The following is a 13,510-nucleotide window of genomic DNA, read 5'->3' as shown; positions in this document are numbered from 1 at the left end:
CGATGTCCCGTGAGGCACGCGCCATGGCGGAGGAACTGCGGGCGCCGCCCCCGCCGCGCCGCCGCCCGCGCCGCAGGCCCCGCAGCCCGCGCCCGCGCAGGGCTTCGCGCCGCCGCCCGGCAGTACGCCCCCTCCGGCGGCCCCCACCGCGCCGCAGGTGCACGCGGCGCCGACCATCGCCGCACCGATCATTCCCCCCGGCCAGGTGCCGCCCCCAGGTCAGGTGCCGCCGCCCGGACAGGTGCCGCCTCCGGGCCAGCCCGCCCAGTTCCCCGGCCAGCAGCCGCAGTTCGGCCAGACCCCGGGCCAGGCGCCTCCCGCCCCGGCCCCGTACGGTCAGCCGGGCCAGCCCGCCCCGTATCCCGGCGTCCAGCCGGGCCAGCCGCCGATGAGCCCGTACGGCCAGCCGGGCCAGCCCGCCCCGTACCCCGGTGCCGCCCAGCCCGGTCAGCCCGGTCCGTACGGTCAGCCGCAGGGCGCCGCCGCACCCGGTGTCCAGGCCGCGCTCGCCAAGTACCGCGAGGCGCCCACCGGCCAGCGCTGGACGCCGCAGAACCCCCGGCTCATCCGGGCCGACCTCGGCGTCGGCGGTCAGCCGATCCTGGCCCGCCAGGGCACGATGGTGCTCTACCAGGGCAAGGTCGACTTCAGCTACAAGGGCGCCGGTTTCCGCGGCCGGATCGTCGGTAACGCGACGGGCCAGGAGATGCAGCTGATGCGCTGCTCCGGCCAGGGCCAGGTCTTCCTCGCGGAGAACGCCGCCGAACTTCACCCGATCGAGCTCCAGGGCGACGCCATCTGTGTGTCCGCCGAGAGCGTGCTCGCCTTCGACGAGGGGCTGCACCACGAGGTGCGCCGGATCGAGGGCCACGGAATCCCCGGCGGCGCGCTGTTCACCATGCAGTTCCAGGGCACCGGGACCGTCATCGTGAAGACCCTGGGCACGCCTGTCGTACTGCCGGTCACCCCCACGACCTTCGCCGATGCCAATGCCATCGTCGCCTGGTCCGCCGCCTCGCAGGTGATCATCTCCAGCCAGGTGCGGCTGCGCCGCAACGCTTACCCCGGCCACAGCGGCGAGACCGTGAACCTCCAGTTCCGCGGTGCGCCCGGCAACTTCATCGTCGTCCAGCCCTACGAGGTCTAAAGGGACCGCCATGGACCAGCAACTGATCACCGGTTACGCGCCGGCCCCGGTCTCCGCCCGGATGGAGAACCACGGCAGCAGCATGCTCAAGGTCGCCATGCAGAGCGGCCAGGACCTCTTCGCCCGCACCGGCTCGATGGTCGCGTACGAGGGCTTCGTCCAGTACGAGCCCAACCCGCCCGCGGTGCGCCAGATGGCCTCCCAGTGGCTCACCGGGGAGGGCGCCCCGCTCATGAAGTGCAGCGGCGACGGCCTGCTCTACCTCGCCGACTACGGCGCGGACGTCGTCTGCGTCAACCTCAACGGCGACTCGCTGTCGGTGAACGGGACCAATCTGCTCGCCTTCGACGCCCACCTCCAGTGGGGCGTCGAGCGGGTCAAGGGCATCGCCAAGTTCGCCGGGCAGGGCCTGTTCAACGTGGGCGTCTCCGGCACCGGCTGGGTCGCCCTGACCTCCCGGGGCACCCCCATCGTCGTCGACTGCGGCCGCGGCGAGGACGAGACGTACGTGGACCCGGACGCGCTCGTCGCCTGGTCCACCAACCTCAAGGTGAAGGGGAAGCGCAGCTTCAAGGCGTCGTCCCTGATCGGCCGGGGCAGCGGCGAGGCCTATCAGCTCGGTTTCTCCGGGCAGGGCTTCGTCGTCGTCCAGCCCAGCGAGGACAGCACTGACCGGCTCCGGGCGCGGGGCTGAGGGGGAGCGAAGACATCATGCAGAGCCCGCTTTTCGGCCTCACCGAGGCCCAGTCCCAGGACCGCTACTCGCTGCAGAACCCGCAGCTGCTGCGGGTCTCCCTCAGCGGCCACGAGGACGTACTGGCCCGCAAGGGCACCATGGTCGCCTACCAAGGGCTGATCGAGTTCGACGGCGAATACCAGACGCAGGGGCAGCAGCGCGCCCGGGCCCGCACCGGGGAGGCGCTGGACCTGATGCGCTGCTCCGGCCAAGGCACGGTCTACCTGGCCAACCTGGCCCAGCACGTCCATGTCGTGGATGTGGACCACGAGGGGCTGACCGTCGACAGCTCCTATGTGCTCGCGCTCGACTCCACCCTGCACTGGGAGTCGATCGCGGTGGACAGCCAGTACGGCATCTCCGGCTCGGGGAAGTACAACCTCAACATCTCCGGCCAGGGCAAGGTGGCCCTGATGACCTCGGGTCAGCCGCTGATGATGCAGGTCACCCCCGACAAGTACGTCAACGTGGACGCGGACGCCATCGTCGCCTGGTCCACCTCGCTGCGGGTCCAGATGCAGGCGCAGACGCACTCCAGCGGGGTGTGGCGGCGCCGCGGCAATACGGGGGAGGGCTGGGAGCTCAGCTTCCTCGGCCAAGGCTATGCGCTGGTGCAGCCCAGCGAGCTGCTGCCGCCGCAGAACGCGGTGGTCGGCGGCGGGGCGGCCGCTCAGTTCGGCATGGGCCAGCAGGGCGCCCGTGGGCAGAACCAGGGCAACATCTTCAGCAACTGACGGCGGGCGAAACATCGACCGCAGCCGACGCCCCGGGCACGACGGCCCGGGGCGGCCCCGGGCGTACCGTACCCGCGCGCCTCCCTCACACCAGCGCGCGGGTACGGGTCAGCAGGCGGCGCACCGACTCGTCGGCCACGCCCGCCACCTCGTCATAGCCGAACCAGCGCAGGTCCAGCGACTCCTCGCTGATCGCCGCCACCGCGTCCCGCGGGGCCAGCGCCGCGTACTGCACATCGAGGTGCCAGGCGCACGGCGTCAGATGGCGGTCGAGATTCACCGGGCCGGCCGGCAGCAGCGTCAGCCCCTCGATTCCCGACTCCTCGGTGGCCTCGCGCAGCGCCGCGTCCGCCAAGGTGGCGTCCCCGGGCTCGCAGTGGCCGCCCATCTGGAGCCACATCTTCAGCTTGCGGTGGAGCGTCAGCAGAACGCGCCCCTGGGACGGGTCGATCACCAGCGCGCTGGCGGTGATGTGCCCGACCTGGCACGCCTTCCACATCCCGTCCGGATACGCGGCCAGATGGTCGCCGTAATCCAGCCGCAGCCGCTCCTGCCCTTCATCCGGCGCGGCCCACTCGCGCAGCACCCGCGCCGCGTCCTCGTGCAGGCTCACCGGCCGCTCTCGCCCTTCCCGCCGGCTTCCCCGCTGTCCTTGTCGTCGTCCTTAAGGTCGCTGTCGTCGTCCTTACGGTCGCTCTTGGCGTCCTTCGCGCCGCCCGCGGCCTCGCCGAGCATCTTGTCCAGCTCGGAGAAGTCCAGCTGCTCGCGGTGGACGAAGCCGTCCGGGTCGTCCAGGTCCTCGGCCGTCGGCAGCATGTCGGGGTGGGCCCACAGCCCGTCGCGCCCGTCCACGCCGCGGGCGTCGGTCAGCGAGGCCCACAGCCGCGAGGCGTCGCGCAGCCGGCGCGGCCGCAGCTCCAGGCCGATCAGCGTGGCGAAGGTCTGCTCGGCCGGGCCACCGCTCGCCCGGCGCCGCCGCAGCGTCTCGCGCAGGGCGTCGGCCGACGGCAGATGGGGCGCCGCGGCGGCGTGCACCACCGCGTCCACCCAGCCCTCGACGAGCGCCAGAGCGGTCTCCAGACGGGCCAGCGCGGCCTTCTGGGCCGGGGTGTCCTCCGGCTGGAACATGCCCTGCTGCAGGGCCTCCTGCAGCTGCTCGGGGTGGGTCGGGTCGAGCTGGCCGACCGCGTCCTCCAGCTTCGCGGTGTCGACCTTGATGCCCCGGGCGTACCCCTCGACCGCGCCGAACAGATGCGAGCGCAGCCACGGCACATGCGAGAACAGCCGCTGATGGGCGGCCTCGCGCAGCGCCAGATACAGCCGGACCTCGTCCTCGGGGACGCCGAGCCCGGAGCCGAACGCCGCGATGTTGATCGGGAGCAGCGCCGCCTTGCCCACGGGCCCCAGCGGCAGCCCGATGTCCGTGGAGCCGACGACCTCGCCGGCCAGCACGCCCACCGCCTGCCCGATCTGGGTGCCGAACATCGCGCCGCCCATCGAGCGCATCATCCCGAGCAGCGGGCCCGCCATGGCCTGCATCTCCTCGGGGAGCACATCGCCCATGGCCGCGCCGACCCGCTCGGCGACCGGGTCCACCAGGTCCTTCCACACCGGCAGCGTGGCCTCGACCCACTCGGCGCGGCTCCAGGCCACCGCGGAGCCCGAGCCCGAGGGCAGCGAGGTGACGCCGTCCAGCCACAGGTCGGCCAGGCGCAGGGCCTCCTGGACCGCCGCGCGCTCGGCCGGGCCGACGCTCGCGTCCTTGGTGCCGTCCGCGGTGCCGCGCGCCACCGTCTGCCGGGCGATGTCCTTGGCCATGTCCCAGTTCACCGGGCCGCCCTCATAGGAGAGCATCTGGCCCAGCTGCTGGAAGGCCGCGCCCAGGTCGCCCGGGTTCAGCGACCCGAACATCGCGGCGAACGGGTTCTCCCCGCCGCCACCGCCCGCGCCGAACCCGAACGGATTCGCGGGGCCCTGGCTGCCTCCGTGGCCGCCCTTCTGCTTGCCGTCGTCGCCGTCGTCCGGCTCCTCCGGCGGGAGGCCGAATCCGAATGGGGTGTCACTCACGGGTTCCCTCGGCTCGTAGGGCCGCCGGCCCGGCCGGCGGCGAATGCCCTTGCATCACCACCCAGCCTAGACACCTCGCCGGTTTGCGGGCTCAGTGCTTCGCTGATAGCGGGCCTGCGGCAGGATGGACGTCACCTGGTACGTATGCGTCAGTGCGCTGCGTACTGAAGACAACCGCTGGAGACGCCCGGTGAGTTCCCCAGACCGAGAAGTTCGCGCAGCGCGAAACGATCCGCCGCGCACCGCACGACGCCCTGTCGTCGCGGTCACCGGCGCCGCGTCGGGCGCCGGAGCCCTGCTCACGCAGCGGCTCGCCGAATCCGACGAGACCAAGCACGTCCTGGCCATCGACGAGCGCCGCGGCGATGTGACCGAGGCGCAGTGGCACGTCCTGGACGTGCGCGACCCGGCCATCGCCGACAAGCTGCGGGGCGTCGACGTCGTCGTCCACCTCGCCGTCGACCTCGACCTGGGCACCGACCCGGCCGCCCGTACGGCCTACAACGTGCGCGGCACCCAGACCGTCCTGACCGCCGCCGCGGCCGCCGGGGTGCGCCGCGTGGTGCTGTGCACCTCCGCGATGGTCTACGGGGCGCTGCCCGACAACGACGTACCGCTCGCCGAGGACGCGGAGCTGCGCGCCACGGCCGAGGCCACCGGCGTCGGCGACCTGCTGGAGATCGAACGGCTCGCCCAGCGCGCCCCCAGGGCCCACCCCGGCCTGAACGTCACCGTCGTACGCCCGGCCATCCTGGTCGGCGGCACGGACACGGCGCTCACCCGCTACTTCGAGTCGCCGCGCCTCCTGGTGGTCGCCGGCTCCCGCCCCACCTGGCAGTTCTGCCATATCGAGGACCTGGTCGGCGCGCTGGAGTACGCGGCCCTGGAGAAGGTCGAGGGCGAGCTGTCGGTCGGCTGCGACGGGTGGCTCGAACAGGAGGAGGTCGAGGAGCTGTCCGGCATCCGGCGCATGGAGCTGCCCTCGGCGGTCGCCCTGGGCGCGGCCTCCCGGCTGCACCGGCTGGGCCTGACCCCGTCCCCGGCGGGCGACCTGGCGTACACCATGCACCCCTGGGCGGTCAGCGGCAGCAGGCTGCACGAGGCGGGCTGGCGCCCGCGCTGGACGAACGAGGAGGTCCTTGCCGAACTGCTGGAGGAGGTCTCCGGCCGCCGTACGGTCGCGGGGCGCCGACTCGGCCGCAAGGACGCCACGACGCTGGGCGCCGCGGGGGCGACGGTGGCCCTGGTGGGCACCGCGGCGATCGTCCGCCGCGCCCGTAAGGCGCGCCGTAGGGCCTGAGCGGAAACGGGGTTCCGCCATCCGGCATTCCACGGAGTGAGCGCGTGGGGCACGATGGGGCGCATGGGACGTAGGTACGACCATCCGGGTGAGCTGGCGGCCGCCGATCCGATCCGCCTGCTCGCCATCCGTGACACCCCCCTGTCGGTCGACGAGGTGTTCGGGGCCGTCGGCGACCCCGCCGCCGGGGGCACCGCGCTGTTCGTCGGCACCGTGCGCGACCACGACGGAGGCACCGACGTGGGCGCCCTCGGCTATTCGGCCCACCCCACCGCCGAGGCGGAGCTGCGCCGGGTGGCCGAGAAGGTCGCGGCGGACTTCCCGGTGCGGGCGCTCGCCGCGGTGCACCGGGTCGGGGACCTCGCGGTCGGGGACCTGGCCGTGGTCGTGGCCGTGGCCTGCCCGCACCGCGCCGAGGCGTTCGCGGCCTGCCGCCGCCTGATCGACGACCTCAAGAGCGAGGTCCCCATCTGGAAGCACCAGACCTTCGCGGATGGTACGGAGGAATGGGTGGGCGCGTAGGGGGGTGTGTAGCACCTCGGGCGCCTGGCGCAAGGTGAGCGAGACACGCCGGGAGGGGGAGATGTCATGCGGATGGGTGTCCTCCGATTGCGTAACCCGCACCCTGCCCTGAGCGTTGAGCTGGCGGAGGATTAATCTGCTCATCTGTCAGTCGCGGTTGTGTCAGGGGACGGGAGGCCGCCGTGGGTGTGCTTCTGTGGTTGCTTATTCCGGTTCTCGCTGCGTTGGCCGCCGCGCTCTATACGGCATGGGCCTCGCGCACTCGTAAGACCGGGGATGTCGCCGAGCTCGCCGGGTACGCACGGTTCCGTGCGGCGATGGAGCGCGCGCATTCCGATTCGGATGCCGCCTAGCGGCCGTCGGCTCGTACGGACGGCCCGGGCGGTGGACTGACGGGCGTGTCCCGTACTGTCGTTCCATGCCACGCCGCACTGCGACGATGCTCGCTTCCCTTCTGACGCTGATCGTGCTGCTGTGCGCCGGGGCGCTGCTTCCGGCGCCGTACGCGGAGATGTCGCCGGGCCCGACGTACAACACCCTGGGCTCGCACGAGGGCGAGTGCGTGCTGCAGATCTCCGGGCACAAGGGCTGTGCGACCACCGGCGGGCAGTTGAACATGACGACGGTGAGCGTCACCGGCTCCCAGTACAAGATGAACCTCTTCGAGGCCGTCTACGGCTGGCTGGCCCACGACGACGTGGTGGTGCCGCACAGCACCCTCTACCCGGACGACAAGACCCCGGACGAGGTGAACCAGGAGAACGCCGAGGAGTTCACCCAGTCCCAGGAGGACGCCAAGGTGGCGGCGCTCAGGCAGCTGGGCAAGCAGGTCGACACCCACGTCATCGTGGGCGTCGTGCAGCGGGACAAGCCGGCCCAGGGCCGGCTGCACGCGGGCGATGTGATCAAGGAGGTGGACGGCTCGGCGGTGCGCGCCCCGGAGGACGTCGCCAAGCTGATCACGAAGCACAAGCCCGGCGAGAAGGTGACCTTCTCGATCATCCCGGCCAAGGACGCGGCCGCCGCGGAGAAGAAGAACCAGGAGGCCACGGCCCGGAAGTCGGTCACCGTCACCACCGAGAAGGCGGAGGACGGCCGGGCGATCGTCGGCATCCAGGCCGGGGTCGACTACACCTTCCCGCTGAAGATCGACATCAAGCTGGCCGATGTGGGCGGGCCGAGCGCCGGGCTGATGTTCGCGCTGGGGATCGTGGACAAGCTGTCGGCGGGCGATCTGACCGGCGGGAAGTTCATCGCCGGCACGGGCACCATCGACGACAAGGGCACCGTCGGCCCGATCGGCGGGATCCAGCTGAAGACCATCGGGGCGCGGAAGGCGGGCGCGGAGTACTTCCTCACGCCCCAGGAGAACTGCGCGGCGGCCGCGGCGGACAAGCCCGGCGGCCTCACGTTGGTCAAGGTGCACACCCTCAAGGGGGCGGTGAAGGCCCTGAAGCAGATCCGCGAAGGGGACACCGCCGCGCTGCCCAAGTGCGCCAAGAGCTGAACCGCACCACGAGCTGAACCGCACCAAGAGCTGAGCGGCGGCCCCCGCCCCGGCCACCCCGCGGAGGCGGACCGGGGGCCGCCCCCGCAACGGTCACCCGCCGGATGCGCAGGTCACCCGGCGGACCCGGCGGTCACCCGACAAACACAGCCATCACTCGGCGAAGGTGGCGGACAGCGCCTCCGCAAGACCCGGCACCAGGCCGGCGCCGGTGAGCACCTCGGTGGGCGAGTCCTTCTCGCGCAGCCGCACCGCCGCCTCGCGCCCCCCGTCCCGCAGCACCGCGACCGTCATACGGACCTCCTGGCGCTCCGGGTGCTTCGCGACCCATGCCGTCAGCTGCTGCTCGTTCAGGCCCTCGGGCATGGAGCCCTCGGCGGACGGCGGCAGCATCAGCCGCTCGACGGTCAGCGCGCAGCCGACCACCGCGTCGGGCCAGGCGATGGTGGCCAGGAACTCGTCCAGGGGGGTGTTGGCGGGCAGCTCGTCCTGCTCGATGGGGGTGAGAGAGGCGGCGGGGGCGTCTTCGATCTCCTCGTCGAGCCCGAGCTGGGCGGCGAGGCCCGGCTCCTGGGTGCGCAGCCGCGCGGTGTCGACGAGGGCGAAGAGGCGGGCCGGGCGGTCCCAGCCGAGCCCGGCGGCGTACTCGTCGATTTCGAGGACGGCACGGGTCAGCGGATTGGCGGAGAGCGGCCCGGAGGCGGGAGGAACGTTCGACATGCGTCATATCGTGCCCTGATCGGACCCGGAAACGGGAACTGAGTAAAGCCTGAGTAAGTTGCTCCATTGGGTCCTACTGCCCGGACCCGCTCAGTCGACAGCGAACTTCGAGGTGCGCACCTTGGCTTTCCAGATGCCGGACCGCGGCGGAGGCCCGACAGGGCCGCGGATCAGAGTCGGCCGACCGTCCCGGCGAGTCCGGACCCTGCTCATGACCTTGGGTGTGCTGGCCGTGCTGGCCATGCTCTTCGTCATGTTCGCGGGGTACTGGACGGACTGGCTCTGGTATCGCTCGGTCCATTACTCCTCGGTCTTCACCACCACCCTGTGGACCAAGATCGGGCTGTTCTTCGTCTTCGGCTTCCTGATGGCCCTGGCCGTCGGGATCAACATCTGGTTGGCGCACCGGCTACGGCCGCCGCTGAGCGCGATGTCGCTGGAGCAGCAGAGCCTGGACCGTTACCGCATGGGTATCGCCCCCTACAAGAAGTGGGTGCTGCTGGCGGTCACCGTGCTGGTCGGGCTGATCGCGGGCGCGTCCGCGTCCGGTCAGTGGCGGACGTGGCTGCTGTGGGTCAACGGGGTGCCGTTCCACCAGTACGATCCGCAGTTCCACAAGGACGTGTCGTTCTACGCCTTCGATCTGCCCTGGTACCGCTTCCTGCTGAGCTTCGGCTTCGCGGCGACGGTGCTCTCGCTGGTCGCCGCCGCGCTGGTGCACTACCTCTACGGGGGGCTGCGGGTCACCAGCCCGGGCGCCCGCGCGACGGGCGCGGCCACCGGCCATCTGTCGGTGCTGCTGGGCATTTTCGTCTCCCTCAAGGCCGTGGCGTACTGGCTCGACCGGTACGGCCTGGCGGTGAAGTCGAGCGACTTCAAGGCGACGAGCAACTGGACGGGCCTGCGCTATGTGGACGCCCACGCCTATTTGCCCGCGAAGACGATCCTCTTTTGCATCGCGGCGATCTGCGCGGTGCTTTTCTTCGCGACGCTGTGGCGGCGCACCTGGCAGCTGCCGGTCATCGGCTTCGGCCTGATGGTGCTGTCGGCGATCCTGATCGGCGGGCTCTACCCGGCGATCGTGCAGAAGTTCCAGGTCCAGCCCAATGAGCAGGCCAAGGAAGCGCCGTACATCGAGAAGAACATCGAGGCCACGCGCAAGGCGTACGGCCTCGACGAATCCGAGGTGTCGCCCTACGAGGGCGAGGCATCCAAGGACGCGAACCGCAAGCAGCTGCGCGCCGAGGCCGACAACACGGCGAGCCTGCGGCTGCTCGACCCGAATGTGGTGTCCCCGACCTTCCAGCAGCTTCAGAAGGTCAAGGACTACTACAGCTTCCCCCACACCTTGGACGTGGACCGCTACAAGACCCCGGACGGCAAGGAGCAGGACACCGTCATCGGTCTGCGCGAGCTGAACGCGGACGGCATCCCCGAGCACAACTGGATCAACGACCACTTCAAGTACACCCATGGGTACGGTGCGGTCGCGGCCAAGGGCACCACGACGTCCACGACACGGCGCGGCGCCCCGGACTTCATCGAGGACGACCTGCCCGCCAGGGGCCAGCTCCCGGATTACGAGCAGCGGATCTACTACGGCGAGAAGACCACTCAGTACTCGATCGTCGGCGGTCCGCAGAAGGAGCTGGACTACTCCAGCCGCGATGGTGAGAAGACCTACCGGTACCAGGGCGACAGCGGCGTCAAGCTGTCCAACCCGATCACCCGTGCCGCGTACGCGCTGACCTTCAGCGAGCCCCAGATCCTCTACTCCGGGGCCATAGGGGACGGTTCGCGGATCCTCTACAACCGCACGCCCAAGGAGCGCGTCGAGGCGGTCGCGCCGTGGCTGACCATCGACGGCGACGCCTATCCGGCGGTGGTCGACGGCCGGATCAAGTGGATAGTCGACGCCTACACGACGACGGACGGCTATCCGTACGCGTCCCGTACGACATTGGGCGACACGACCGCGGACTCGCTCAACGACCAGGACGGCGAGCGTTCTGTCGTCGCCCAGCAGAACAACGTCAACTACATCCGGAACTCGGTCAAGGCGACCGTCGACGCCTACGACGGCAAGGTCACGCTGTACGAGTGGGACACCAAGGACCCGGTGCTGAAGACCTGGAAGAAGGCGTTTCCGGGGACGGTCAAGCCGAAGAGCGCGATCAGCGACAGCCTGATGGAGCATCTGCGCTATCCGCAGGACCTGTTCAAGGTGCAGCGCGAACTGCTCACCCGCTACCACGTCACCAACCCGGTGACGTTCTACAGCGGCAGTGAGGTGTGGCAGGTGCCGGACGACCCGACCAACAAGGGCAACTCGGTCCCGCCGTACTACCTGAGCATGAAGATGCCGGACCAGAAGAAGCAGACCTTCTCCCTGACGACGACGCTCACGCCCAAGGGCCGGGACAACCTCGGCGCGTTCGTGGCGGTGGACGCGGACTCGGAGAGCGACAGCTACGGCAAGATCAGAATCCTGAAGCTGCCATCCGATACGGGTGTGCCAGGTCCACAGTTGGTGCAGGCCAACTTCAACTCCGATGACAAGATCGCCAATACGCTCAACATCCTCAAGAGAGGCGATTCGGAGATCGAGTACGGCAATCTGCTGACGGTCCCACTCGGGGGCGGCCTGCTGTACGTCGAACCGGTCTATCTGCGCGGCGCCAGTACCGACCTTCCGTTGCTGCGGCAAGTGCTGGTCAGCTACGGGAACAAGACCGCCCTCGAGAGCTCGCTCAGCAAGGCGCTGGACGTGGTCTTCGGCCAGAGCGAACCAACGGACTCCACGGACGACGGCCAGGACAACGGCGGCGGTGGCGGAGGCGGTGACGACACCACCAAGCCACCGACAGGTGACGCCACGGTCGCGCAGGCCCTGAAGGACGCCGCGGAGGCCTATCAGGACGCCCAGGACGCGCTCAAGAAGGACCCGCAGGACTGGACGGCCTACGGCAAGGCCCAGAAGGCCCTGAAGGACGCGCTGGACCGGGCCGCCAAGGCCGAGGCGGAGGCCGCCAAGAAGAAGGGCCAGAGCCAGGGCGCCGGACAGCAGGACCAGAAGCAGAGTCAATCCGCCGACAAGGCCGCCGACAAGGCCCGAAGAGAGGACACCTGAGGAAGCCCAGGCACCGCTCGGGTGAACACCCGAGCGGTGGCCACTCCGCGCCGTGGTAACGTAGAGGCACAACGACGCGGGGTGGAGCAGCTCGGTAGCTCGCTGGGCTCATAACCCAGAGGTCGCAGGTTCAAATCCTGTCCCCGCTACTGACAGACCAGGCCCGGATCCGAAAGGATCCGGGCCTCGTCGTGTGTCCACCGGGATGTCCACTCAAAGAATCGCGATACAAGCGTTTGGGTTGTCTCTCTGTGGGCATGTCGACAAAACGCTGAAGTGACCTCACCGGCTGCGGTATACCAAGGTGTACCCGGGTTGCAGGTGATGACACGATGGAATTTATGGGGGACAGGGTCAGTCTGTTGGAGACAGGGCGTTTTGTGCATACGCACGACGGTGCCGAGGACGAGGAGGAGACCCGGCACCGCCGGGCCGCCGAGTCCGGCGACATCGCGTCGATGAGCGCCCTGGGCTCGCTGTTGCTGCGCCGTGGCGATCTGGACGGCGCCGAGCCGCAGCTGCGCGCGGCCACCGCGGCGGGCGACCGCGCCGCGGCCAACAACCTCGGCGTCCTCCTGCACCAGCGCGGCTACGGCGACGAGGCGGCCGGCTGGTGGCGCATCGCCGCCGTCGCCGGATCCGCCGCCGCGGCCCACGCCCTCGGCCGCCATCACCGCGAGCGCGGGGACGAGCCCGCCGCCGAGTACTGGCTGCGCCAGTCCGCCGAGTCCGGGCACGCCCTGGGCGCGTACGCCCTCGCCGACCTGCTCGAGCACCGCAGCGACATCGGCGCCGAGCGCTGGTTCCGGTCCGCCGCCGAGCGCGGCCACCGCGAGGCCTCGTACCGGCTCGCCCGCATCCTCGACAAGCGCGAGGACGAGGCCGCCAGAGGGCGCGCCGGTCCCGGCGCCGAGTCGGAGGCCGAGAAGTGGTATCGGCAGGCCGCCGCGCGCGGCCACCGCCGGGCCGCCCTCCACCTCGGCACGCTGCTGGAGAAGCGCGGCGAGGTCAAAGAGGCCGGCCGCTGGTATCTGACGGCCGCCAAGGACGGCGAGGCCCGCGCCGCCTGCGCGCTCGGCTTCCTGCTGCGCGACGCGGGCGACACCGACAGCGCCGCCGTCTGGTGGCACCGCGCCGCCCAGGACGGCGACGGCAACGCGGCCAACGCGCTGGGCGCCCTGCACGCCGACCGCGGCGAGACCCAGACCGCTGAGCGCTGGTACCGCACCGCCCTGGACGCCGGGGACATCAACGGCGCGTACAACCTGGGGCTGCTCTGCGCCGAGCAGGGCCGCACCGCGCAGGCCGAGCAGTGGTACCGCCGCGCCGCCTACGCCGGGCACCGTGAGGCCGCCAACGCCGTGGCCGTCATGCTGCTGCAGCGTGGCGACGCGGCCGGCGCCGAGCCGTGGTTCTCCAAGGCCGCCGAGGCCGGCAGCGTGGACGCCGCGTTCAACCTGGGCATCCTGCACGCCGGGCGGGGCGAGGAGCGGGCCGCCCAGCAGTGGTACGAGCGGGCCGCCGCCGCCGGGCACACCGACGCCGCGCTCCAGGTCGGCATCGCCCTGCTGCGGGAGGGCGACGGCCGTGAGGCCGAGCGCCATCTGCGCTGCGCCGCCGGGGGCGGCAGCGCGGAGGCCGCCTTCC

At 70.9% G+C, this 13,510-nt stretch carries 11 protein-coding genes, 1 tRNA gene and 1 pseudogene; 10 read left to right on the top strand and 3 right to left on the bottom strand.

Going from position 1 to position 13,510, the window contains the following annotated elements; translation table 11 throughout:
- Positions 1-37: 37 nt before the first annotated feature.
- The 3 genes and pseudogenes from ACWDSL_RS46780 to ACWDSL_RS46770 all read left to right on the top strand — a co-directional run.
- Positions 38-1,147 (top strand): annotated as a pseudogene (locus ACWDSL_RS46780) (AIM24 family protein); the annotation flags it as partial.
- 10 nt (positions 1,148-1,157) lie between these two features.
- Positions 1,158-1,841, top strand: coding sequence for an AIM24 family protein (locus ACWDSL_RS46775; RefSeq protein WP_089504942.1), 684 nt, complete (start codon positions 1,158-1,160; stop codon positions 1,839-1,841).
- Between the two features lie 17 nt (positions 1,842-1,858).
- On the top strand, positions 1,859-2,617 hold the full coding sequence (locus tag ACWDSL_RS46770) for an AIM24 family protein (protein ID WP_450495003.1): 759 nt from the start codon (positions 1,859-1,861) through the stop codon (positions 2,615-2,617).
- An 85-nt stretch (positions 2,618-2,702) separates the two neighbouring features.
- On the opposite strand, the gene ACWDSL_RS46765 is transcribed toward ACWDSL_RS46770, so the two are convergent.
- Together ACWDSL_RS46765 and ACWDSL_RS46760 are read right to left on the bottom strand one after the other, a co-directional pair.
- Positions 2,703-3,230 (bottom strand): NUDIX hydrolase, encoded by a 528-nt coding sequence (locus ACWDSL_RS46765; protein ID WP_450495002.1) that lies wholly within the window; start codon positions 3,228-3,230, stop codon positions 2,703-2,705.
- On the bottom strand, positions 3,227-4,684 hold the full coding sequence (locus tag ACWDSL_RS46760) for a zinc-dependent metalloprotease (protein WP_450495000.1): 1,458 nt from the start codon (positions 4,682-4,684) through the stop codon (positions 3,227-3,229). Before ACWDSL_RS46760 ends, ACWDSL_RS46765 begins: the two co-directional genes overlap by 4 nt.
- A gap of 190 nt (positions 4,685-4,874) precedes the next feature.
- On the opposite strand from ACWDSL_RS46760, the gene ACWDSL_RS46755 reads away from it, so the two are divergent.
- The 4 genes from ACWDSL_RS46755 (at position 4,875) to ACWDSL_RS46740 (ending at position 8,013) form a co-directional block, all read left to right on the top strand.
- Complete coding sequence (locus ACWDSL_RS46755) at positions 4,875-5,984, top strand: SDR family oxidoreductase (RefSeq protein WP_398530454.1); 1,110 nt, start codon at positions 4,875-4,877, stop codon at positions 5,982-5,984.
- Between the two features lie 63 nt (positions 5,985-6,047).
- Complete coding sequence (locus tag ACWDSL_RS46750; protein WP_385624695.1) at positions 6,048-6,506, top strand: molybdenum cofactor biosynthesis protein MoaE; 459 nt, start codon at positions 6,048-6,050, stop codon at positions 6,504-6,506.
- Positions 6,507-6,688: 182 nt separating this feature from the next.
- Entirely contained in the window at positions 6,689-6,859 is a 171-nt protein-coding gene (locus ACWDSL_RS46745; protein ID WP_385624696.1) for a hypothetical protein, read from the top strand.
- 65 nt (positions 6,860-6,924) lie between these two features.
- Positions 6,925-8,013, top strand: coding sequence for a YlbL family protein (locus tag ACWDSL_RS46740; protein ID WP_450494998.1), 1,089 nt, complete (start codon positions 6,925-6,927; stop codon positions 8,011-8,013).
- Positions 8,014-8,166: 153 nt separating this feature from the next.
- Here ACWDSL_RS46740 and ACWDSL_RS46735 read toward each other — a convergent pair whose 3' ends face one another.
- Positions 8,167-8,733: a PPA1309 family protein gene (locus tag ACWDSL_RS46735; protein WP_450494996.1), complete on the bottom strand. Its 567-nt coding sequence runs from the start codon at positions 8,731-8,733 to the stop codon at positions 8,167-8,169.
- Between the two features lie 133 nt (positions 8,734-8,866).
- On the opposite strand from ACWDSL_RS46735, the gene ACWDSL_RS46730 reads away from it, so the two are divergent.
- The 3 genes from ACWDSL_RS46730 to ACWDSL_RS46720 all read left to right on the top strand — a co-directional run.
- The gene (locus ACWDSL_RS46730) at positions 8,867-11,863 is read left to right on the top strand and encodes a UPF0182 family membrane protein (protein ID WP_450495005.1); all 2,997 of its coding nucleotides are present in this window, start codon (positions 8,867-8,869) and stop codon (positions 11,861-11,863) included.
- 75 nt (positions 11,864-11,938) lie between these two features.
- Positions 11,939-12,012: transfer RNA gene (locus ACWDSL_RS46725), tRNA-Met, on the top strand.
- A 183-nt stretch (positions 12,013-12,195) separates the two neighbouring features.
- On the top strand, positions 12,196-13,510 hold a 1,315-nt coding region (locus tag ACWDSL_RS46720), incomplete at its 3' end, for a tetratricopeptide repeat protein (protein WP_450494994.1).

It is taken from the genome of Streptomyces sp. NPDC000941 (genome assembly GCF_053599555.1).
The sequence above is the reverse complement of the archived record's forward strand: the minus strand, read 5'-3'. Positions and strand labels throughout refer to the sequence as shown.